27 protein-coding genes are annotated in these 19,585 nt (G+C 64.0%); 1 reads left to right on the top strand and 26 read right to left on the bottom strand.

The window, feature by feature from the left end:
* The 12 genes from C4N9_RS20950 to C4N9_RS20900 form a co-directional block, all read right to left on the bottom strand.
* A partial coding sequence (locus C4N9_RS20950) for a hypothetical protein (protein ID WP_146195202.1) occupies positions 1–249 on the bottom strand: 249 nt, incomplete at its 3' end.
* A gap of 31 nt (positions 250–280) precedes the next feature.
* Positions 281–931 (bottom strand): hypothetical protein, encoded by a 651-nt coding sequence (locus tag C4N9_RS20945; RefSeq protein ID WP_109535292.1) that lies wholly within the window; start codon positions 929–931, stop codon positions 281–283.
* Complete coding sequence (locus C4N9_RS22400; RefSeq protein WP_281260153.1) at positions 932–1,066, bottom strand: hypothetical protein; 135 nt, start codon at positions 1,064–1,066, stop codon at positions 932–934.
* A gap of 44 nt (positions 1,067–1,110) precedes the next feature.
* Positions 1,111–3,285 (bottom strand): coiled-coil domain-containing protein, encoded by a 2,175-nt coding sequence (locus tag C4N9_RS20940; RefSeq protein ID WP_109535291.1) that lies wholly within the window; start codon positions 3,283–3,285, stop codon positions 1,111–1,113.
* Positions 3,282–3,593, bottom strand: coding sequence for a hypothetical protein (locus C4N9_RS20935; protein WP_109535290.1), 312 nt, complete (start codon positions 3,591–3,593; stop codon positions 3,282–3,284). The genes C4N9_RS20940 and C4N9_RS20935 overlap by 4 nt, the downstream gene beginning before the upstream one ends.
* 53 nt (positions 3,594–3,646) lie before the next feature.
* Positions 3,647–4,168, bottom strand: a complete 522-nt coding sequence (locus tag C4N9_RS20930; protein WP_109535289.1) for a hypothetical protein — start codon at positions 4,166–4,168, stop codon at positions 3,647–3,649.
* 93 nt (positions 4,169–4,261) lie between these two features.
* Positions 4,262–4,723 (bottom strand): hypothetical protein, encoded by a 462-nt coding sequence (locus C4N9_RS20925; protein WP_109535288.1) that lies wholly within the window; start codon positions 4,721–4,723, stop codon positions 4,262–4,264.
* Between the two features lie 83 nt (positions 4,724–4,806).
* Positions 4,807–5,196, bottom strand: coding sequence for a phage tail terminator-like protein (locus tag C4N9_RS20920; protein ID WP_109535287.1), 390 nt, complete (start codon positions 5,194–5,196; stop codon positions 4,807–4,809).
* A gap of 2 nt (positions 5,197–5,198) precedes the next feature.
* The gene (locus C4N9_RS20915; protein WP_146195201.1) at positions 5,199–5,636 is read right to left on the bottom strand and encodes a hypothetical protein; all 438 of its coding nucleotides are present in this window, start codon (positions 5,634–5,636) and stop codon (positions 5,199–5,201) included.
* A 233-nt stretch (positions 5,637–5,869) separates the two neighbouring features.
* On the bottom strand, positions 5,870–6,355 hold the full coding sequence (locus tag C4N9_RS20910; protein WP_109535285.1) for a hypothetical protein: 486 nt from the start codon (positions 6,353–6,355) through the stop codon (positions 5,870–5,872).
* 260 nt (positions 6,356–6,615) lie between these two features.
* Positions 6,616–7,371: a hypothetical protein gene (locus C4N9_RS20905; RefSeq protein WP_109535284.1), complete on the bottom strand. Its 756-nt coding sequence runs from the start codon at positions 7,369–7,371 to the stop codon at positions 6,616–6,618.
* A 139-nt stretch (positions 7,372–7,510) separates the two neighbouring features.
* Positions 7,511–7,936 (bottom strand): hypothetical protein, encoded by a 426-nt coding sequence (locus tag C4N9_RS20900; RefSeq protein ID WP_109535283.1) that lies wholly within the window; start codon positions 7,934–7,936, stop codon positions 7,511–7,513.
* 339 nt (positions 7,937–8,275) lie between these two features.
* On the opposite strand from C4N9_RS20900, the gene C4N9_RS20895 reads away from it, so the two are divergent.
* On the top strand, positions 8,276–8,575 hold the full coding sequence (locus C4N9_RS20895) for a hypothetical protein (protein WP_109535282.1): 300 nt from the start codon (positions 8,276–8,278) through the stop codon (positions 8,573–8,575).
* A gap of 356 nt (positions 8,576–8,931) precedes the next feature.
* Here the strand turns inward: C4N9_RS20895 and C4N9_RS20890 are convergent, their stop codons facing one another.
* The 14 genes from C4N9_RS20890 to C4N9_RS20825 all read right to left on the bottom strand — a co-directional run bounded on the left by C4N9_RS20890 (position 8,932) and on the right by C4N9_RS20825 (position 19,585).
* A complete protein-coding gene (locus C4N9_RS20890) occupies positions 8,932–9,933 on the bottom strand; it encodes a phage minor head protein (protein WP_109535281.1) in 1,002 nt (333 codons plus the stop codon).
* A 187-nt stretch (positions 9,934–10,120) separates the two neighbouring features.
* Complete coding sequence (locus C4N9_RS20880; protein WP_109535279.1) at positions 10,121–10,489, bottom strand: hypothetical protein; 369 nt, start codon at positions 10,487–10,489, stop codon at positions 10,121–10,123.
* Position 10,490: 1 nt separating this feature from the next.
* Positions 10,491–10,973 (bottom strand): DnaT-like ssDNA-binding protein, encoded by a 483-nt coding sequence (locus C4N9_RS20875; RefSeq protein ID WP_109535278.1) that lies wholly within the window; start codon positions 10,971–10,973, stop codon positions 10,491–10,493.
* A gap of 3 nt (positions 10,974–10,976) precedes the next feature.
* Positions 10,977–11,267, bottom strand: coding sequence for a hypothetical protein (locus C4N9_RS20870; protein WP_109535277.1), 291 nt, complete (start codon positions 11,265–11,267; stop codon positions 10,977–10,979).
* A 57-nt stretch (positions 11,268–11,324) separates the two neighbouring features.
* Complete coding sequence (locus tag C4N9_RS20865; RefSeq protein ID WP_109535276.1) at positions 11,325–12,290, bottom strand: DUF2184 domain-containing protein; 966 nt, start codon at positions 12,288–12,290, stop codon at positions 11,325–11,327.
* Between the two features lie 12 nt (positions 12,291–12,302).
* Complete coding sequence (locus tag C4N9_RS20860; RefSeq protein WP_109535275.1) at positions 12,303–12,773, bottom strand: structural cement protein Gp24; 471 nt, start codon at positions 12,771–12,773, stop codon at positions 12,303–12,305.
* A gap of 13 nt (positions 12,774–12,786) precedes the next feature.
* Positions 12,787–13,944 (bottom strand): DUF2213 domain-containing protein, encoded by a 1,158-nt coding sequence (locus tag C4N9_RS20855; protein ID WP_109535274.1) that lies wholly within the window; start codon positions 13,942–13,944, stop codon positions 12,787–12,789.
* Complete coding sequence (locus tag C4N9_RS20850) at positions 13,941–15,815, bottom strand: anti-CBASS protein Acb1 family protein (protein ID WP_210404082.1); 1,875 nt, start codon at positions 15,813–15,815, stop codon at positions 13,941–13,943. Before C4N9_RS20850 ends, C4N9_RS20855 begins: the two co-directional genes overlap by 4 nt.
* Before the next feature lie 9 nt (positions 15,816–15,824).
* Positions 15,825–17,189 carry a phage terminase large subunit gene (terL, locus tag C4N9_RS20845; RefSeq protein WP_210404081.1) on the bottom strand — a complete coding sequence of 455 codons (1,365 nt, stop codon included), beginning with the start codon at positions 17,187–17,189 and terminating at the stop codon, positions 15,825–15,827.
* Positions 17,190–17,229: 40 nt separating this feature from the next.
* Positions 17,230–17,733 (bottom strand): terminase small subunit, encoded by a 504-nt coding sequence (locus tag C4N9_RS20840; protein ID WP_109535273.1) that lies wholly within the window; start codon positions 17,731–17,733, stop codon positions 17,230–17,232.
* A gap of 466 nt (positions 17,734–18,199) precedes the next feature.
* Positions 18,200–18,790, bottom strand: a complete 591-nt coding sequence (locus C4N9_RS20835; protein WP_109535272.1) for a transcription termination/antitermination NusG family protein — start codon at positions 18,788–18,790, stop codon at positions 18,200–18,202.
* Positions 18,791–18,816: 26 nt separating this feature from the next.
* Entirely contained in the window at positions 18,817–18,960 is a 144-nt protein-coding gene (locus tag C4N9_RS22035; protein WP_168192310.1) for a hypothetical protein, read from the bottom strand.
* Between the two features lie 8 nt (positions 18,961–18,968).
* Positions 18,969–19,211 (bottom strand): hypothetical protein, encoded by a 243-nt coding sequence (locus tag C4N9_RS20830; protein ID WP_109535271.1) that lies wholly within the window; start codon positions 19,209–19,211, stop codon positions 18,969–18,971.
* A complete protein-coding gene (locus tag C4N9_RS20825; protein WP_109535270.1) occupies positions 19,208–19,585 on the bottom strand; it encodes a helix-turn-helix domain-containing protein in 378 nt (125 codons plus the stop codon). Before C4N9_RS20825 ends, C4N9_RS20830 begins: the two co-directional genes overlap by 4 nt.

Here is a 19,585-nt window from a genome sequence, read left to right as displayed (position 1 = left end):
GGGCTGGCCGAGGGCCGCGCGCATCGCGTCGATACCGGCGTTCACCAGCATCGCGACCAGATCGGGCGTCAGCACCGCCTCGACACGCGAGCCGCCGGAGGCGACAACCATGCGGACGATGCCGGTCTTGGGATCACCGTAGAAGGTCGCGGTGCCTTCGAGCATGGCCGTGGCGAGATCGTCAGGCTTCGTGTTGCCGGGGAACAGCGGCGCGAAAGAACGCCGCGCCGTGGGGGCATGGTTGGTCATAAGAGAACCTTTCTGGGGATGGTGCTGGGGATCAGCCCAGCGTTTGGACGAAGTCGAGGGTATGCCCACTGGCCACTGCCGGCACGAACCGGCGCGCAGGAGGCGGGATCAGGATCGCCTTGGTGAAGGGCCGCGCCAGCGTGACGGCTGTACCGACAGTTGCACCGGGCCGGATCGGCGGCGTGACCTCGATGTTGGGAGTCAGGCCGGACCCATTGGCCGTGGCGACAGTGACGACCCGGTGCAAGGCGTAGCGGACAGGGTTCGAGCCATAGGCAAACGACAGCATGTCGCCCGCTGACAAGACATAGCCAGCCGGCAAGCCTGAAATCCTGAACTCGCGCCCGCCAGCTTCGATACTGTGGATCACAGGCGAGGCGCCAGAGAGGCCTGCCCCCGAAGGATCTTCGCGCGGGTAGCAGAACGGCAGAGGATGCACGAGGAACGTCCGGCCCGGCTCCAGCAGCGTCGAAATCACCGCTTCCAAGCCCAAGGCGTTCCTGTGCAGCTGCGGCGCCAGCGTTATCTTCCCTGTCCACAGGCGTTCGGCAAGTCGCGCCGTCTTGATCGCTCCGCCGCGCGTCCGGCTCATCGCCAGTGTGGCAGGAAGGGTGAACTCGCATTCAGCAACCGGCAGCCCGGCGAAGAACGTGTCCAGTGCGAGGGGGAACGACAGAGCCATCTACTTCGCCCCCGAATTGTCATCGAAAGCCGGTTCCTCGGGGTCGATCTCATAAACTCTGGTCGCAAATACAGCTTCATACTCGGGATCGCCGGGATGGAAAGTTTTCGCCTCACCCTCGATTTCAAGCGTCATAAGTACTTCCTCGACACCGGCTCCACATAGGGGACAACAGGCCATCAGCGCCTCCTCGGGTTAGCTTGGATCTGCTTCATTCGGACGGGAAGCGCGCGGTCGTACTGGCTGAGGCCGGTTCGGACGCCCTGCGCGACGAGATCCATGACGTGCTGGTCGCCGTTGGCGCCGTCGACATTGACGTTGATGTTCACCACGGACGAGCCGCCACCGCGAACTGCGCCTTGCGCTTGGCCGTCGGTCAGGATGGTGCCGGCTACCGCTGGAGCGAACCATTCCGTGTTGGTCGTGTTCTCGTTGACTGGATAGATGGTGCCGGTGGTCACACTGCCGCCAGTCGCTTTCCCGCCACCAGTTCGAAGACCCCCGGTGATGCTGCCAAGCAACCCGCTCAGAAGCCCGCCTCCGCCGAAGAAATTCGCCAGTGGCCCTTCGCCGAACAGTAGCGCCTCTAGGGCCGCCCGACGGATCGCACGCCCTAGGTTCTCCATCGCGTCCTCCCCGCCTTCAGCGAAGTCGAGGATTGCGTCCTTCAGCGTGTCCTGAATTTCTTCAAGGCCAAGGTATTCATCGCGCACCATCGCCACGGCCCGGGCATGCTGCTCTTGGGTGAGGTAACCTTGCTCAAGAAGCTCATTCAGGTCTGCAACTTCCGCCGCGTACTGCTCCGTTTCGGTACGGATGTCATGGATGACGCGCTCAGCTTCGCGCATGGCCTCATTGTGCTCGCGACGGGACGCCGCGCCACCCTGGCGCTGGACCTGCTGGAGCGCGCGCAGCGCCTCCATCTCCTCGCCGAGGATGCCGATGTTCTGCAGATCGGCCTGATACCGCTCCTCGGCCGCCATGCGGGCTTCATCGTCACCCGCTGCCGCTTCCAGAACCGCATCCCGACGCGCCGAAGCTTCCTGCCGCAGGCTCTCGATCCGCCCGGCGGTTGCGGCATCCTGTCCGCGCCCCAAAGCGTCGATCTGGGCCCGAACGGTTGCGATCTGCCCTTCGATGCCGACAGAGAACCCAGCCGCAGCGGCCATCGCATTGGCGAGGGCACGGGCCGCGCGCTCTGCCTCCGAAAGGCCTTCCGCTGCGGCACGCGCGCCGACCTCGGCATCAAACGCAGCGGACGCCGATGCGCGCAACTGCTCAGCAATATCGCCGGTCAGTTCGTGCTGGTCGATATAGGCCTCGGTCGCTGCCAGTGCCTGGTCACGACGCACGGCATCGGCTTCCGCGCTATCTTCGCCATAAGTGGCGACGGCCCTCATCAGTTCGGCGTTCGCCTCGTTCTGCTCGATGATCGTCCTGGCATCCGCGATCTGACGGCGCGCGGCGGCGCTTTGGCCGCTCTCCGCGTCATCGACAGAAGCTCGAACCCGGCGCCATGCGCGCTCGGTATCCGCCACCATCGTGAACAGCTCAAATTGCCTGCTCGTCATACCCTCGACCGGCCCGAAGGTGCTCACGATCAAGTCGCGGAAAGCTTCTGCGGCCTCCACCTGTTGATCGATACCATCAGCGGCGGCGAGGTCCTGCATGGCGCGGGATAGACGGTTCAGTTCGTCGGTAGACGCATCCAAGCCGGAACCGAGGATCTCCCCGCGCGCCCTGTTCCTGAGGCCGAAGCCGTTGTCAGTCGACAGCAACGCCTCGGTCAAGGCGCGCGCAGCGTCGGCTTGCCGGCGGAGGCTGATCTCCAGACCGGATTGGGCTAGCGCCCTTGCATCCTCAGAGGCATCCCCAAAGAGTTCCTGCAGGCGCGATGTTGAAAGCCCCTCGATCGCGTCTTGCACCGAGCGGATCTGCGCGTCGAGTTCATCGAGGGCATCATCGAAGTCAGCCGTGGCATTACTTCCGCTGATCAGCGACGGGACCAGCGAGGCACCGACCGCAATCGCGCCACCGGCAAGGACCAGCGGCAAGCTGCCGAAGGACGACAGGATGTCCGGGATCTGGATGGCGAGGGCGCCGAGATAGTTGCCGGTGACAGCGCCTTGCTGGCCGATCTGGTTAAGCTGGAACGCGAGGTTCCGCATCGCCATCGTGTGTTGTCCCGAGGACATGCCGACGCGGTTGATGCTGCCGGACACATTATCCATGGACCCGACGACGCGCCGCTCGGTGCGCTCGCCGGTGGCAGCAAGGCTGTCGAGGTTCTTCTCCGCCTTCGGCAAGGAGGAGCTGTCCGCGATCAGCGCGATGTAACCGGCTTGCGTGGTCATCGTGAGGCTCTTTCAGTGGGCGGGATGCAGAGAGGATCAGCGCCCTCTCGAAGGCCGGTCAGGAACGCCGCCGACATGCTGTAGACGGTCTGGAAATCCCAGGCGCACCAATCCGCCCCGACCGAGGCGGCATAGGCTTGCATTTCCGGCCAATCGACCGACCTGAGACCATCCCATCCGGGTTGCTTCGGGCCGATCCGGCGAACCGGGTTCAGTGCGATCATGTCGTTGATCAGATCAGCCCGAAATCCGACCTCGGGCAGCATCAGGTCGTGCTGGCGTTCCTTGGCAAACTCGAGGCGGGTCATTTTCCAGTGGGTCGGGATCGAGTGCAGGAACCCAAGCTGGTGCGCGAAAAGCGTCAGTTTCCGCGCGGCCTGTCCAAAAAACGGCTTTCCTCCCGGGAGGCGTCGAGGATCTGCTGGGCGAAGGATGCGCCGCGCCAGACGGCCCGGTCTTGGTCGACACGCTGCCGATATTCCTCGTCGGTCTCGCCCTCGTTGCGCTTTGGCGCGCGCCACGCGCCATGCTCGACGCTGGCGACATTCAAATCAAGGAACGCCTCTGCGTCGTCGAGCGTCAGCGGGATGGCCTCGCCATCTTCGCCACGCCGAGCCATGTTCTTGAACCCGGCGATGTAGGCCAGCGCGGCCCGCATGCAGGCGGCATGAAGCCGGTCCCGGATGGGCTGCTCCGCCTTTTCCTCCTTGAGCATCGCGGCTTTCGCGTCCGGGGGGATGGATCGGGCATTGGCACCCAGCACAAGAACGATGCAGGGCTTGCCTCCCATCGTAATGATCTCGCCGGTTCGCTGGTCCCTCAGGGGCAGCTCAATCGGCTCATCTGCCCGGGCGCGGGCGTCATACAGTTCGAAGAAATCCATGTTCAGGCCTGCGGGACAGAGGGGACAGGTGGCCGGGGCGCTGCTGTCCCGTCAGCGCCCCGGCCCGGCTGGCCAACGGAGGAAACCAGCCGATTACGCCGCAGCGGTGGTGCGAAGAACGGCGGTGTTTACGAAGAGCTGGAAGGCTTTACCGCGATAGTTCGTCGGCGTGCGGGCGTTGTCGCGAAGGCTCGCTACCAAGCCGCCGAAGTAAACCACCTTCTGGGCCGTAGCCGGTGCCGGATCAACGATGCGGAATGCCGACATGGTGTTTGACCCGTTGATGCTCGTCAGATCAGTCTGGCCAGCATCTTCCTCATCGAAAGCCAGCACGACTTCGACCGCCCCGCCATCGGCGATGCCGACGACACGGATGTTACGACCAGCCAGCGTGGCGATCTCGATGGCGGCATGCTGATCGCCGATCTCGCCGATGCTCAGGATTTTGCCGATGGGCTCGTAGGTTTCGCCTTCATACCCGGATTTATCCTCGGTGGCCGGGAAAGAGCCGGCAGCGATGCTCAGGGTCGCGCCGATATAGGATTGCAGGTCCATGATCTGCCTTTCTGCAATGTGGATCGGCCCGCCAAGGCGGGGTATCCGGTTTCGGTTGTCGTGAGATGCCCGTCAGGGCGTGGTTAGGCGCGCCAGTCGATCTGAACCGGAACGCGCCAATCGGTGTCTGTCTGGTAGCCGCCGAGAACCTGGGACTGCACGATGGTCAGCACCCCGGCCGGTTGCGTCGGCAGCGGGCCGGTCGGAAACAGCGCCTCGATTTGGGTCGCCAAGGTGTCCGCTGCGTCCCCGAAATCGTCAACCAAGGCGGTTGCGACGATGACAACGGCGCGACCCGTTCGAACCTTGTAGCCTCCGCCGAGGGTCGGGTCATTAGCGCCACGAACGGGCTGCTGGAAAATCAGCCGGGGCAGCACCGGTTCGAAGTTCGTGTTTGGCCAGACCACCGGCGGGCAGTCGGGCATGGCACGAAGCCGCGCCGCGATGATGGTGAAGGCCTCGTTCGGCGTCATCGTCACAGGCCGACCTCGCGCTTGTGTTTTTCCACGAACTCAGGGAACCGGACCGCGTTTGCGCCGACGAAAAAGCGCCCGGCTTGCTCATATTCGCGCCCCAACTCGTCGGTGCCCGAAAAGCCGAACTCGATCCGGGCTGCATAGGGCTGCTGCCATTCGAAGGTCTGGATCGTGCCCGGCTCGATCAGGCCGATAACCGCGGTGAAGTCTCCGCCGATCTTGGTGGCGCCGAGGTGCAGCGAGTTGATCAGATCGGTGCTGGCCACCGGGATCTTTCCGACCTCGAACGTCTCCGCCCCCGCTGAGATCGCGCGCTGCGGTGTCTGCGCCGCCTCGATCACGTCCTGCACTGCTTCATTGTATACGAACCGAATTTTCGGCTTGTTCTCGTCACGGTAAGCCGCGAGGGCAACCGACAAGTTTGTGCGTGGTGCCATGCGGTTCTCCATGCGGATCGGCCCACCACATGGCAGGCCGATCTTTCGAACACCCCTCAGAGGAACGCTTGACCGCCCCGCCGTGTCCATCCTAAGCGCGCCCAAACGGGCCTAGACCGCCAGACCCAGCCGCATCACGCCTTGCCTAGTCTCGCCTCACCTAGACCGCCTCGCCGTGACACACCTTGCCATGCAGAGCCCCGCCTCGACCGCCTTACCTTGACCAGCGCGCCCTATGCGGACAGCGCCACACGGCTATCTTCAGCCGCGATTTCCTCGATTGCCGACAGATCGACATCTGCGAACGCACCAGCGTACCGGCGCAACCACGATTGCAGCGCGACGACACCTTGGCGACGAAGCTCCGCCATCGCGGCCTTGTCCTTCGGATCGAAGGGCTCGTAGCCGCCACCGGCCTTGCGACCGGCAACCGGCGAAACGTAGGCCGGGAACTCGCGCACCGCGACCGAAGCAACGGTGTACTTCGTCTCCTCGACCTTCACCGTCAGACGCAGGCCGGAAGCCATGCGCCGGGCGAGCGAGATGCGATGCTCCCGCGCCGCCGTGGCATCATCGGTCCCGAAGAACCAAGGATACGCCTCGTGATCGGGCTTTCCGCCCAACCAGTCGATAAACTCGGCAGGGTGAAATTGGTTACGACCAGTCTCGGCCAGATAACCGTCGATGATCGCCTGCCGTTCTTTCCATTTGAAAGCCATTTGCTTCTCCTTTGCGGTTGACCGCCAGGACAAAGCTTGCCGAGCTTCGCCATTCCTAACCATGACCGACTGGCCACGCCGAGCCTCGCTTTGTCTAAACACACCTAGACCGACAGGCCGAGCCGCGACTTCCCAGGCGTTGCCATGCCATGACCGCCAAGCCTCGCCCCGCCTCGCGCTTCCACGCCAGACCTTGCCTAATCGTGACCGCCTTTCCGTGACCGTGGCCGGGCGACCTGGGCCGCCCGCGCCGAAGAGCATCAGGCGGCGCGCCGGATGCGTTCTTCCTCAAGCATCGCCAGCAGCTCGGCGGTGTCATCGTCAGCCGCCGCCGGGTTCGCCAGCGCGTCCTCCTGAACATCGCGGCCCTCTGCCGTGATATCGTCCCACGTCTCCTGCCAGTCGCCCAGATCCTCGGTCGCCACGGCGAAAGTCCCGTAGCTGCCACGACCCTTCTCCTGCCGGAAATCGCCGATTCCGACGATCACGCCCGCGTTGGACAGCAGCGAAATGATGCTGTGGATGCTCAGCGTCGGCGTGATAAAGGCGATATCGACCTCGGCGCACCAGCGCGGAAGGAAAGCCCGGGTCCGAACGTCCGGCGTCCGCGCCATGTCGGCGCTGCGGACCACGTCGCATTTCAGATAGGGGCGCCCCCAGACTTTGATCTTCTGTTCGGGCAGGAAGATCAGTCTCTGAACGCTGCTTTTCGTGACCCCCGGCGTTTCCAGCGCCGCTGTCGCCATCGCGCCCTTCACACCCGGCGCCGGGAAGCCCAGCAGCGTCGGGCCGTCTGGCAGGCGATAGACGCTGTCACGATACTCGGTCTGCGGATCGTGCTTCAATTCTCGCTTTTCCGCAGCGGTTTTCTTGCCCCCGCCGATCAGCAGCGTCCGTTTCGCCTTGGCGCTCATCGCGTTGAAGTAAAGGCCGGTGGTGCCGATCATCTTGAGCGTCACGCGCCCCTGCTTCAGGGCGTCGATCTGCAGTGAAACACTGGTGTTCTTCGTAGCCATAGTCTGGTTCTCCTGTGGCGCTCGGCCGACCAAGCCACCAAGCGCGTGATGGGTCGCATAGCGACACCGAGGCCACAGAAGCTCGCTGCCGCGCTTATCCCCCTTGGTCGCGGGGAGATTTCGTAAAATGCTCAGTTGATCAGGCTGCCGCCTCGATCCCGGCCATTTCGTAGGCCTGCGCCACCAGAGCGGCCTGAAATATGCTGCCGGTCCTCATGTCGCCGTTGTTGTCGGCGAAGATCACCTTCATCAGCATGTCGTCGAGCGTCTGCGGTTCGTATGCCGAGGCCTGTTCCTCGAAGTGGACGATACGCTGGTACGCCGCGTCACCTTCCGCCCCATCGCTGATATCGTCAGGCAGTGCGTTGAAGGTGGCCTTGGCCTCCTGCCACTGCCAATAGATCTCGCGCAGAGGCGACTGGTTGTCCGCTTCGACTGGCGTAGCCCCAGCCATCATGGCGGCGAGCCCAGCAGCGGGCGCGGCAGTCAGAAGCCGGCGGCGAGACAGTTTCGCCTGTGTAGCGTTGTGCCCATTGAAATGGGCGCTCTGAACTGGCATATTCATGCACAGAACCTTTCGTAGACTGTTGGGTTTCATCAAAGGCCATCGGGGTTGCCGCCCTGGTGGCCTTTACTTTTGCGCGGGCTGGGCCTCTTCGCTCCAGCCGGATCCGCGCTTCAGACAGTGGATGATCTCCCCGCTGAAGCTCCGGTCGTTCTGTGCAGCGCTCACCTTTAGCATTTTCCGCAGGCTTGCGGGCACCGAGATGGTCAGTCGCACCATTTCTTCGTCTTGGCCTGTCATGTCGCTCCCTTCACCAATTTAGTGAACGATACATTTCACCAATTTGGTGCGCAAGTCTTTTCTTGTGGCCTTCACCATTTTAGTGCCACACCTTCCGCCATGGCCAAGCAAGACGACTACACCCGCTACACGATTCGGCTGCCTACGCCGCTCTATGAGCGTGTGAAAGAGGCTGCAGGGGAAGCTTCTGTTAACTCACTGATCGTGCAGGTTCTCGAAGAGAGATACCCTGCGCCGGACGAAGATTTTGAGCGCTTAATAGCGCTGCTGGAGCAAGCTCAGCGCCTCAGGGGGGGTGCGCGAACCGACAAGCAACGAGAAGTCTATGACCTTGTCATCAAGCGCGTTTCCGACGAAATCGAGAAAGTGCTGTTTCCACCACCCCCCTCCGACGACTGACCTGAGCGCTTGACTCACGTCCAGCGTGCAGACGAAGGTCTGATCCTATCCATTTCTGGAGGAAGTATGCCTCACCCGCTTCTCAGCGTCACAATTTCAGCCTTGACTGTTTGTGCATCGACCCCTGCCAGCGGTCAGCTCACTCAGTTGCAATGCCTCAATATTCTCAGGGATGTTCAGACTGAGGTTGAGGACGACCTGTCTGTAGCTGACAGAACCTTGCTTCGCCTTAGCAGTCGAGACAGCTCGCCAGAGAATATCGCAGCGCGCCAAGCCGCAGAAGATCTTCGCCAGAGCCGAGCCGAGGGGTTGCAGGCGCTAGCGAGCGCCCTCTCAGCCTACTGCCTTTCTCTTTCCTAACTCTTCTTCAGCTTCACTCGGTAGACGATGGTGCATTGGCAGCCGAGCTTCTCGCTGGCCGGGAGGCTGTCATCATGGGGGCCGTGTGCCGTGATGCCGCCCCCGAAGTCAAAGTCCTCGTCGTAATTCTTGACCTGCCCGTTCAACGCGACGTGGTTGGGCCTGTGCTCCTTCGGGAACCCGAGCTGCCAGCGCTTGGTGATGGTCTCGACGTCCGGGCGTTCGAGGATCTGGCGCATAGCCTCGCGGCGGCTGGCCGCGCGCGCGGTGTTGACCTGATCCCGGGCGATGGTCTCGCCCCGACGCTGCAGCAGCCGGTCTTTGTATCTGCCCACGATGCGATCGATCTCCGCGACGGACAGACGCCGCCCTTCGCGCATGGCACGGCGCACCAAGCTGTCGAACCGTGCGTCCCGGCGCGTCCGAGTGAAATAGTGCGGGTCCAGCCGCGTCAGTTCTTCCCTCGCCCGGATCGCGTATTCGGTCTGCTCCGCCGTCAGGCCGATGATCCCGCCGGTCCTGACGCGCTGAAGCCCGATGCGGCCGACGATATCGAGCGCCACGGAACGGGTTGCCCGGCCCTCTTCGGATAGCGCAACCGTAACGAAACGCCGGATCGCATCCCGACTGTCGTCAACGATCCCCTGGACGAGATTGGCACCGTTGCGCTCGATCCAAGACCGGGCAACCACGTCACCCCCGTTGAAACCGAAGGTCGCGACCAGTCCTTGCTGCATCCCGGCAACGGCGCTTTGCCCGCCTGCGATGTACGTACTGCGCACCGCCTCCTCCAGCGCGTTCAGCATCGGACCGTCGATGTGCAGCAGATCGACCAGCGCTTCGATATCGCCCAACTGCAACAGGCGCTCGACTTCTGCCAGATCGGCACGGGCGCGGGTCGTATAGACCGCCCGCTCGAACGCCGCGATGATCTCGGGCAAGTGCCGATCGAGGAAGGCGCGAAGCGCGGCGCGCTCAGCGGCGGTGGGATTTCTCATTCCTGCCGTCCTTTGCGCCCTCCACCCACGCGATCAGCACGATCGCGTCGAAGAGGCTGAACCGTTCATCTGACGTTCGCAGAGCATCCATAGCCATCAGCAAGTTTCCCTGCTCAGCGTGCATGACAAAGCGCCAGAGGTGAAAGGACCGGAACATCCGGCCACTGTGACCGTGCTGGCGCCGGGGTCAAGCCCGCCGCGCCTGCACCTCATACATCAGAGCGACCCCGCCAGGGTCCAGCGGCATCGCGCGGATCACGTTGTAGACCTGCGCCCCGACCGTCAGCGTGTCGCCCGGCAGCGGGGCCACGCCAGCGGCCTCCATCAGAACCCGGCGATCCTGCGCCTGGATCTGCGTGCCGTCAACGTGGCGCAGGTCGTATTCCGTGACCACCACGGTGAGCTGATAGGGCACAGGCGGGCCCGGGTCCGGGTCTCCGGGGTTCGTCTTGCGGGGCGTCTTGGTGAGGGTAGCGACAAGGGGCCCGTTTCCCACCTCTGCCCCCGCCTCGGCAAGGGCTGCGGCGACCTCGGCCGCGATCTCGGCGCCTGACATATCAAACCACCATCGCGGCAACGCCGTTGCCATGCAGTCCGCCGATCAGAAACGGGGCGAGAAGGCCATCTGCGACGGTGAGAACCGGCATCCAAGCCGAGGCGGCTGAGCCGTTTCCCTGGACGGGAGTCCAACTCAGAGACCCGACCTTGGTCAGCACCTTCGCTTTACCCGGCGTGTGGGTCACGGAAAGCAACCCCGGCGATCCATCCTCAGCAAACGCTGCGGCATAGGACGCATTGATGACCGCCTGCGGGGTTTCGTCCTCTGGGATCGCAAGGCCCCACACGCTGGCGCCGGTGCGCGGCCACGCCCGGTCCTGATCCCATGCCACCGGCTTCCCGATGAAGCGCGGCCCATAGAGCGCGTCGACATAGGCGCTGCCACGCTCCCGCAGGACAGTATTGGTGATGCTGCCGGTCAGCGTGTAACCGTTGGCCGCACCCCAATCGGTCAGGCCTTGATCAGTCCCGTAGGCGGCCATGGCTCAAGCCGCGCTCTTCTCGGCTTCGGCGATGCGCTCGCGCAGGGTTTCAGCGCCGATACGCGGGCCGTATTCAACGCCCAGCTCGTCGGCACGGGCCTTGAGCGCGTCGAGGTCGTCGGGCGCGCCCTTGGCAGCTTCCTCGTCGTCGAACGCAAAGAAGCCGGTGCTTTCGGCCGCCTTCCCGTCCGCCTCGCTCAGGTCGCGCTCGATCGACTGGCCGGCCTCCAGCATGATCAGCTTTCCGTTGTGCCAGAACCCGCGCGGGCCCTTTTGCATGTTGGTGATTTTCATGGCGTCATACCTTCAGAATGGGGAGCCCGGCCCCATCACAGGACCGGGCGGGTGTCATCACGAGTTGTCGATCAGACCGTCCATGTAGCGAACCGCCTTCGGGAGGCGGATTTCCGTGCCGCCGGTGCGCATGATCCCGGCGACTTCCCAGGTCATGCTCGACTTCTGGAACGGCGGCAGGAACTTATGTGGCATAGGCAGATGGAAGCGCAGCACGTCGGGGCTGCGGGCGTAGACCACGGCCCGACCATCGCCGCCGGGGTCGGCGGTGTTCAGTTCGAACATCTCGGTGATCAGCAGCGGCTGGCCGGTGCGCGCGGTATAGGCGTTGTTCTGCCGCAGGAAGGCCAGCGTGGTCATACCGGTGTCGGTGAGACGCGTCGAGGACAGCAGGTCCATGACGCCCGAGGGCAGGAGAAGCGTGTCCGCGATCTCGGTGCCCTTGGTCTCGGTGTAGATGCCGGTGATCGCCGAGTTGATGTCGGCAAGGATCTGGTCCGGGGTCTTGGTGGCCCAGAAGGTCGCCGAACCCGTGCCGTTCGCCGCGACATCCGCCGCCGGCACGTTGCCGTCATTGATCAGGCCGGTCCAGTTCTTCTCGGTCGCGCCGGTCAGCGCGATATCCCAGAGGCGCTTTTCCGCGACCTTCCGGGCAGCCATGGCCTTTTCGTTGCCGAGTTGACGCCCTTCAAGCGCCGCCGTTTGCACCTCTTCGAGGCTCCATTCATAGCCGATGCCGGCCAGCTCGAAGCCCTTCAGGTGCTGATCGCGCGACACGTCTGCATAGGGCATGTCGAAGCCCTTGCCCGACAGGAACTCGGCCTTGCCGGCGATATCCGACGAGCGGAACAGCACGCCGCGCGCCCATTCGCTGCCCTCGGTGATGACCGGCAGATACCGGGCATAGTCGAAGGCTTGGTACTTGGTCTGATAGACCGTGGCCTCGACGTTGTAGTATGCGGGCATCAGGAAGCCGGTGGCGACCTGCTGCGCGTCGTTGAAATCAATGTTGGCGTGTTTCATGGCAGCGCCTCCTTAGCGCTTGGCGATGCGCACGAGGGCGCCGCTCGAAACGGTGTCTTGGAACACCCAGCCCGCCAGCGCCACGTTGCCCGTCGCGTCGTCGGTGAATGCCCCGGCGGTGAGGGGGTCGCCATCGCCGACATAGACGGCGGCGCCATCGGTCACGTCAGCACCCGCGACCACCCAGATGACGCCCTGCGTCAGGATGCCAGCCGTGGAATACTGCGGATAGCTGTCCGCCTGCGCGCCGGTCGCCTGCACGGGCGGGGCGGCATAGTTGGCGATGGTGATGCCGATCAGGTTGGCCGACGGGGTGGCAGTCACGCCGTGATCGCCGGTTCCACGGAAAACCGCCTTGCCGAAGCCGATGGCGGTGGCGTCCTCGACGGTGCGCGAGATGCGGTTCGAGGTCTCGCCGTTGGCGATCATACCGGCGTAGCCCTTGGCATAATCGTCCGAGTAGGTGCTTTGCACAACAGCCATGTTCAGGGCCTCCTCAGTGCTTCACATCGACCGGGGCATTCCAGCCCTCGGTCAGCGATTTGTGACGGGCGGCGCGCGCCTCATCGGCGAGGGCGCGGGCGGCCTTGACGGGTTTGGCGTCCTTTAGCGCGCCACGCAGCGGGTCGGCCGGAGCGGCGTCTTCGGCCAGGATATCGAAACGGGCCTCGATATAGGCATCGGACTTGTCCGCCACCGCCGCATCGCCCAGCTTCGCCGCGACGGCCGCCTTGCGGATTTCCGCCTCGGACTTGCCGGTGTAATCGGCGTCCGCGATGGCCTTGGCGGTGCCAATCAGATCGGCCCGGGCCGCGACCAGCTTGTCGAGATCGGCGTCCGAAACCACCTTCGCCTTCAGGTCGTCGCGCTCGGCTTCCACCTTGGCGATCTCGGCATCCTTCGCCGCGATCTGCTTCTGGTGGTCCGCCACGGCATCGGCCAGCGCCTTGTCGGCAATGGCCTTCGCCTTCTCGGCATCGGTGGTCAGCTTGTTGATGGCGGCGGCGCCCGCGTCGGTCGTCTCGACCTCGAGCCCATCCACCATGATCTTGCGCAGGGTCATGGGGACCTCCTTTCCTGCGTCATGGACGGGGCTGGCGCCCCACTTGGCCGCACCGTCACCGATGCGGAGTTCTGAGCCGCCGCGCGCATTCGACACGACGGCAACATGGTTCATGCGGAAATCAGACATCACCGCGTCGTAGGGCTCGCCATCCGGCGTGACCCCGTCACGAAACTCGACCGAGGCGTCATAGCCCATGGAGAGCTCGCGCGGCCCGCCGCTGTTCAGCAGGGCCACGGCCTTTGCATCCCGGAACAGAAGAGGAACGCTGACGAACTCGCCGTCGCGGACGACATCCCTGTCGATTTCCCCGACCGCGAGGTCTTTCCACGTCTCCGGGGTGACGCCCTCTGCCGGGTGCCCGATGGTGATCGGTTTCCGAGCATAGGTCTGAAAGGCCTTGCGGTCGAAAACCTCAGCGGCGGGGCGATAGACGCGGACGATATCGCGATCCATCAGCCCCATCTCGGAGCCGCGATAGGCCTGCACATTGCCGCCCCGGGCGACACGGGCCTGCACGACCCAGCCGTCATCGGTCTGGCGCATCTCGCCATCCGTGAACATGCTGTCTCTGAAGCGGTGCGTGGTCATTCTGTTTCCTCGATGCGCGCGGCCCAGTCTTCTTGGACCTCCGCGAAGATCTCCGGCCCGAGGATGATCGGCCCCTGGTAAGGCTCGATATCGTCGATGCTCGGCGCCTCCGGGTCGTAGCTGATGGTGATGTGAGGCTGGTATTGTGGGTGATCCCACGAAGCTCCTGCTTCCTTGAAGCGCTCATGTCGCCAATGCAGGTCGTTGCTGGCAAACAGCAGGACACGCGCCTCGCCGAAGCGCTCCATTTGCCTCGGCCCGCCTGCCTCTACCTCGACCCGGCCCTGCCAGCTTTCGCCACATTCCATCCAGTCAACCGGCGTCCGGCTAAACGCGACCGTCACATGCAGATCGGACGCGTTGAGCGTCTTGCCAAAGCCCTGCGACTTGGCCCAGCGGATGATTTCCCCGGCATTAAGAACCTTGCGGCTGACGTAGAGCGTGCGGGGCGCGCTGTCCGTCACCACGGCGCTGTCTGAGCCATCGGGACTTTGGCCCGGCGAACCATCGCTGTCATCCGGCAGCCAGTTGTATTTCTCCATTGCCGCCTCAAGGCCGGGCAGCGAGCCGTCTTCGATCAGGCGATTGGCGACGGCCTCCGAAATGGCTTCCTCGGGCAGGATCATCCCGTTCGGGCCGGCCAGAACCCGCGCAGCATCGGCCACCATCTTGAAGACCTTGGCCTTAGTTTCCTCGGTTTCCTGGCGCAGCGGGCGCCATGCGTAGAAGATTTCTGCAGGCCTCGCCCCAAGCGCGGAGCGGATCAGGCATTCGTCCAGCGCTGCCATGGCCGGGCCCACTTCCAGCTCCTGCATGGCCTTGACGCCATCGAAGTAAACCCGCTCGTCACCGTCGCCGGTGGCATTCATCCCTGCAGCGGAGCGACCGAAGATCCGTGACACCGGGATCGGAAGCTTCGTTGCGCCCGAGACCACCATCATGAAGCGATCCCAGAGCGCATCGAGGCCGCTGAAGCTCGCGGATTTCTGCTCGTATTCCTCCTTGCCGCGCACCTCGGACGAGCCGGGAATGGTGCCGCCCCCGTCCAACACCAGGGCGCCATTCGTCCCCTTGTTCCTCATGCCGAGCATCAAGCGCTCGGTGATTGCAGCCTCCTGCCCCGACGCCAGCATTTCCATGAGGCGCGGGATGTGGATCACGTCAATCTTGGCCTCGTGCGCCAGTGCCGCGACATTCGCCACAAAGCCATCGGCGTGATTGATCGCGTCCATCGCGGCGAGCAGAACGCTGTCGCCCCACCCCGTCGACACGGTCGCCGCATCGGGCACCGGGACACCATCGAAGACAGCAAGACGGGAGGGGTGGATTTGCTCTGCCGCCTTGGTGCCGGTGGACAGGCTGTAATAGGCAGGGCGCCCATAGAATGGGCTCTCGGGGTCGCGCTCGATCTCGCCCGGCGAGATCTGCATGGGCGTCACGACGACAAGCCCCTTCAGGCCGCCTTTCCTGATCCGCTCGGGGTTCAACGGCTTCGTCGGGTCAGACGAGCCGTCCAGCATGAGGATGCCGGCACCGCCGTAGAGACGAGCGGCCTTGAGGGCATCGCGCGTCTTCTCGCGCAGGCCAAGCCGCCTTTCCTCGGCTTCCAGCTGCGTGATCTGATCCGGCTTTGCTTGCCACGAGCGCCAGTTGCGCACCGCGTCCAGGGCCGGGATGTCCACGATGGCCTGAGGCAACCATGCGGATCGGTAGATCGTCAGCAGGGAATGCGCGTCCAGCAGGTTCAGCACATAGCTGCCGTGATAGGCCTTGTCGCGATCGGTGCCGAGATTGGCGACAAGATTGCGATACCCATCGTGCAACATGACGGTGCGGCCATCGGCGGTGCGGCGGTAGTGCGGTTTGGTCATGCCGCCCCCTTAGAGCGCGATGGAATAGGTGTAGCCGACCTTCCGGCCGTCCAGCATTTCATTGATGGCATCCATCAGCGGATCCACCTGGTCGTCATGCCCCGCGCCGAGGCCGTCGAAGATCTGCAGCTCATGGCGCAGCGCGGGGGTCCATTGCGCGTTGGCCGGCAGAAAGACCTGGCCGCTGGCAATCCAAGGCGATGCGTCCAGCCCGCGCGTGAACTTGTCCCGCTCCCGCTTGATACCGGTGATGGGGATGTTCCCCTGCCGACGAATGGACTGGATAAGGCCCGTTCCAGATGCCTTGTCCTCGACGCGCAGGCCGCGCGGGTGATAGCCCCCAGCCTTTGCCTTGGCCCAGAACGCCAGCGCGGTGCGCTCTAGCTCTGGCGCTTCCCATTTGCCGCGCACCTGGTCGATCAGGTAAATCCCGCGCGCTGCCTTCCCCCATAGCTGAATCACGGAATAGTCGTTCCGCTCGCCGGTCTTCATCGCGGTGTCCGCGAACATGCACGTCCACTCGAACTCAGGCAGTTCGGACCACCATTCGAAGCCGTCCATGTTGAACAGCGCGCCCTCGATACCGACAGGGCGCTGCATGTACTGGCTGGCAAAGGTATAGGCGTCGGCCTTCAAGACCTCGATCTCTGCCTCGGAATGCTTTTCCGGCCAGAGCGGGCCATCCGGTAGGTCGTGCGGCACAGGGCGCCCGTGTGTCCATTCCTTCGGGTATTCCGCGCTGCGGTCGATCAGCACCGGCAGATCGAGGTGATCCCAGACCTCGCCGGTTCCGCCTTTCAGAAGGTGCCCAGCGAAATCGTCGCCGTGCAGGCGCTGCATGATGACCACGATGGGCACGCCCTCGTGCGCAAGTCGGCTGCGGAAGGTGTTGGTCGCCCTCTTGTTGACCGCGGCGCGCTTCGCTGGGCTGAATGCGTCGTCGGGCTTGAGCGGATCGTCCACCACGAGCGCACCGGTGAACACCGCCTTGTCCATGTACCCGGCCCGAAAGCCGGTGATCGGACCGCCTGCGGCCTTGGCGAGCATCCCGCCGCCCTCATTGGTCTTCCAGCGATCCTTTGCGCTTGTGTCTGACCGGATGGTAACCCGCTGAATTTCGCTGAACTCGGGAAGCTCGATCAGGCTCTTGATCTTGTCGCTGTTCTCCCGGGCGAGGTCGTCTGAAAAGGTCGCGTGGATAAACCGCGCCGCCGGGTTGATGGCAAAGCCCCTGGCGATGAAGTTTACCACCGCCATTTCGGTCTTGGTGTAGCCGGGCGGGAGCGTGATCAGCAGCCGCGTAATTTCCCCGGCCAGCACGCGGTCAAGCGTGGCGCCGATCACCCGATGGTGAGGCCCCTCGATCAGGTCCATGCCCTCTCGGGCCGGGAAGAAGAACCGGGCGAAGCCGAGGCTATTCCTTCTCGCCCACTCCCTCTGAATGTCGCGCTTTGTCGGTAAGGCGTTCAAGCTGGGCGAGCTCCTCGTCCGACAGGTTGGCCAGCAGGACGGCAGGCTTGGGGCTCATGCTGCCGTCCGGGCTCGTGACCTCCAGCCGCGCGGGCTTATCGAGGCCCAGCAGCTTGATCTTGGCCGATGTGGCGCTGACCATAGCGGCGGCCTGGGCGTTCACCCTTGCCGTTTCGCGGGCTTCCTCCAGCTCTTCCATGGCCTTCTGCCGGGTGTAGATGGCATGCCGCTCGGCGTGCTCACGAAGCTCTTGGAGCCTCAGGGTAACCTCAGGGTGGTCGAGGAGCTGTCCGGCCTCGACGTAGATCCAATGATCGCGGGCATTCTCGCTCACGTCATAGGCGCGACGGTAGGCCTCAGCGGCGTTGCCGGTCTCAAAGAATGCGAGGGCGAAGGCTTCTTGCTTCGGCGTCAGCTTGCCGCCCGGCCCTTTGGCGGGGTCGGCCATGTCGTTCTCCAGTTTGGCTTTTCCAAGGTGTTGAACAAGCTTCCAGAATCACCTTCTGCATGGCAAAAATCGTGCCTTCTCGGCAGGAGGACCATGAAATGCCAGATACCGGGCTACCCGACCCCACCCCTCGGGCTGGGTATGACGAGGTAGCGCACGCTATCGGGAAAGCGGCCATCGACTGCGGGGTGGATAGGCACACCGCCGCTGCGCTGATCGTCCGTGTTCTGGAGATACTCGAAGGAACCGAGGATGTGAGGGAGTAGAAACAAAACCCCGCGCGGCGTACCGGGCGGGAGCGTGTCAATCTATCGGCTGGGCGCAATTTCTCCGTTGTGGCGTTGCATGATGCAGGGCCTCGGCTTTGTCCCTCGGTGCCGCAACGCTGCCTCGTATATCGAGGGCGCCCCGGCTACCGACCGTCACCGGGTGCGCCCAAGATACCATAGGTTGACCATCGCGCAAGTCATTGTTGCTTCGAAAGACGATCAACCTGCATCTCGGTCTCGCGGTCACCCATCAAAGGGACGATGAAGCGGGCAATACCAGCGTGGATGCTGCGAACCTCGACCACCCACCCCTCCATCGCTCCATCACGGATGCGCACCCGATCGCCGGGGCGGATCGTGCGCCGCTCCTCCTCACGGGCGCGGATCTCTGCCAGTCGAGCGGGCACCTGCTCCATTGCGGCCAGGGTTTCGTCGGTGATCGGAAGGGGAACGCCGTCGATTCCGACAACGCCGGTCAGCCACCGGCTGGCTTTCAGCAGGTCCCATTGCGGCCGGCCAGTGAACCGGGCGAAGATGTACCGAGGGACAAGGACCGCCTCGTATTCCTTCCGCTTGATCTTCCCTTTGGCGATCTTGCGCCAGCGGGTTTCGGTCGGATACCACGCCTCGACGCCCTTCTTTTCCAGCCACGCTTTGGCCGAGCCTTCCTTCTGGGGCGTGGTAAGGAATGCGTACCACGTGGGCGTGCCGATGTCCCCGACTTGGATCGGGCGTGTGGGTTCCGGCTGGATCACCTGCCCGATGAAATAGCTGCTGTGCATGGTCATGTGTCCCTCGCTTTGTGCGCGTGTGATTATCGGGTGAACCGGCGGAGCTTCTTGGCGAACAGCCAGTGCAGCGATGAGGCCAGTTCCTCGGTCTCGGGGTGATCAGCGGGAGCGATGGCCAGCGCCCAGAGCAGCAGCTTGTCGGAGAGCAAGAGGCGGATCTCGTCCATGGCGCGCTTCATGCTTCGGGCCTCACCCGTTGCGGCTCCGGCAGGGGAGCGCGCACCGCCATGTCGTTCTCGATATCGGCGTAGCATCGGCTTTCATCGATCCGCCAGTCGCCGTCCTCCAGCGGCCACCAAAAGCGGATGAAGCCCAGAATCGACACGCGGCGCTGTGCAATGCAGCGGCGCTCTTTCCAGCATCCATACCTGTTGCAAACGGTGACGCGCGCCCACTTGATGCGGTAGTGTTCGGTCATGCCTCGCCTCCCGCGCTGTCATGCTCTGCGAGCCATGCCCTGCCGGCGGGGGTGATGGCGGCCCAGCTGCGGTCTCCGAGTGAATAGCGACGCAACAGCCCCTCGGCCTCTATGATCTTGGATTGCTGCGATGCCGCCGAGGGCGTGCGACCAATGGCCCGCGCAAGCCCCGCGATGGTCAGATCCCCATCAGCCAAGGCGCCGAGGTACAGTCGGCAGGCCGCGTGGCGCTTGGCCTTGCGCCGGTCCTCTTGGGCGGCGTTGTTCTGGCTCCTGGCCTTGGTGTCCCATGTGGCGCCGTACAGGCCGTTCCGGCGGGCGGCTTCGACCTCGAGCGCGGCGGCTTCTGCAAGGGTGCGGGGGTGCTGGGTCAT

Origin of the sequence: Pararhodobacter marinus (assembly GCF_003122215.1) — a bacterium.
GTDB classification, from domain to species: domain Bacteria; phylum Pseudomonadota; class Alphaproteobacteria; order Rhodobacterales; family Rhodobacteraceae; genus Pararhodobacter; species Pararhodobacter marinus.
Note: the sequence above shows the minus strand (reverse complement) of the source record. Positions and strands in the feature narration are given on the sequence as shown.

Bases quoted from the DNA above. Each gene is read 5' to 3' on its own strand.
- C4N9_RS20855 (WP_109535274.1), bottom strand. From the start codon at position 13,944: ATGACCACGCACCGCTTCAGAGACAGCATGTTCACGGATGGCGAGATG.
- C4N9_RS20905 (WP_109535284.1), bottom strand. From the start codon at position 7,371: ATGGCTACGAAGAACACCAGTGTTTCACTGCAGATCGACGCCCTGAAG.
- C4N9_RS20930 (WP_109535289.1), bottom strand. From the start codon at position 4,168: ATGGATTTCTTCGAACTGTATGACGCCCGCGCCCGGGCAGATGAGCCG.
- C4N9_RS20895 (WP_109535282.1), top strand. From the start codon at position 8,276: ATGGCCAAGCAAGACGACTACACCCGCTACACGATTCGGCTGCCTACG.
- C4N9_RS20890 (WP_109535281.1), bottom strand. From the start codon at position 9,933: ATGAGAAATCCCACCGCCGCTGAGCGCGCCGCGCTTCGCGCCTTCCTC.
- C4N9_RS20945 (WP_109535292.1), bottom strand. From the start codon at position 931: ATGGCTCTGTCGTTCCCCCTCGCACTGGACACGTTCTTCGCCGGGCTG.
- C4N9_RS20925 (WP_109535288.1), bottom strand. From the start codon at position 4,723: ATGGACCTGCAATCCTATATCGGCGCGACCCTGAGCATCGCTGCCGGC.
- C4N9_RS22035 (WP_168192310.1), bottom strand. From the start codon at position 18,960: ATGGACGAGATCCGCCTCTTGCTCTCCGACAAGCTGCTGCTCTGGGCG.
- C4N9_RS20920 (WP_109535287.1), bottom strand. From the start codon at position 5,196: ATGACGCCGAACGAGGCCTTCACCATCATCGCGGCGCGGCTTCGTGCC.
- C4N9_RS20830 (WP_109535271.1), bottom strand. From the start codon at position 19,211: ATGACCGAACACTACCGCATCAAGTGGGCGCGCGTCACCGTTTGCAAC.
- C4N9_RS20880 (WP_109535279.1), bottom strand. From the start codon at position 10,489: ATGTCAGGCGCCGAGATCGCGGCCGAGGTCGCCGCAGCCCTTGCCGAG.
- C4N9_RS20840 (WP_109535273.1), bottom strand. From the start codon at position 17,733: ATGGCCGACCCCGCCAAAGGGCCGGGCGGCAAGCTGACGCCGAAGCAA.
- C4N9_RS20900 (WP_109535283.1), bottom strand. From the start codon at position 7,936: ATGAATATGCCAGTTCAGAGCGCCCATTTCAATGGGCACAACGCTACA.
- C4N9_RS20865 (WP_109535276.1), bottom strand. From the start codon at position 12,290: ATGAAACACGCCAACATTGATTTCAACGACGCGCAGCAGGTCGCCACC.
- C4N9_RS20870 (WP_109535277.1), bottom strand. From the start codon at position 11,267: ATGAAAATCACCAACATGCAAAAGGGCCCGCGCGGGTTCTGGCACAAC.
- C4N9_RS20835 (WP_109535272.1), bottom strand. From the start codon at position 18,790: ATGACCATGCACAGCAGCTATTTCATCGGGCAGGTGATCCAGCCGGAA.
- C4N9_RS20910 (WP_109535285.1), bottom strand. From the start codon at position 6,355: ATGGCTTTCAAATGGAAAGAACGGCAGGCGATCATCGACGGTTATCTG.
- C4N9_RS20825 (WP_109535270.1), bottom strand. From the start codon at position 19,585: ATGACCCAGCACCCCCGCACCCTTGCAGAAGCCGCCGCGCTCGAGGTC.
- C4N9_RS20875 (WP_109535278.1), bottom strand. From the start codon at position 10,973: ATGGCCGCCTACGGGACTGATCAAGGCCTGACCGATTGGGGTGCGGCC.
- C4N9_RS20860 (WP_109535275.1), bottom strand. From the start codon at position 12,773: ATGGCTGTTGTGCAAAGCACCTACTCGGACGATTATGCCAAGGGCTAC.
- C4N9_RS20915 (WP_146195201.1), bottom strand. From the start codon at position 5,636: ATGGCACCACGCACAAACTTGTCGGTTGCCCTCGCGGCTTACCGTGAC.
- C4N9_RS20940 (WP_109535291.1), bottom strand. From the start codon at position 3,285: ATGACCACGCAAGCCGGTTACATCGCGCTGATCGCGGACAGCTCCTCC.
- C4N9_RS22400 (WP_281260153.1), bottom strand. From the start codon at position 1,066: ATGACGCTTGAAATCGAGGGTGAGGCGAAAACTTTCCATCCCGGCGAT.
- C4N9_RS20935 (WP_109535290.1), bottom strand. From the start codon at position 3,593: ATGACCCGCCTCGAGTTTGCCAAGGAACGCCAGCACGACCTGATGCTG.
- terL (WP_210404081.1), bottom strand. From the start codon at position 17,189: ATGGACCTGATCGAGGGGCCTCACCATCGGGTGATCGGCGCCACGCTT.
- C4N9_RS20850 (WP_210404082.1), bottom strand. From the start codon at position 15,815: ATGACCAAACCGCACTACCGCCGCACCGCCGATGGCCGCACCGTCATG.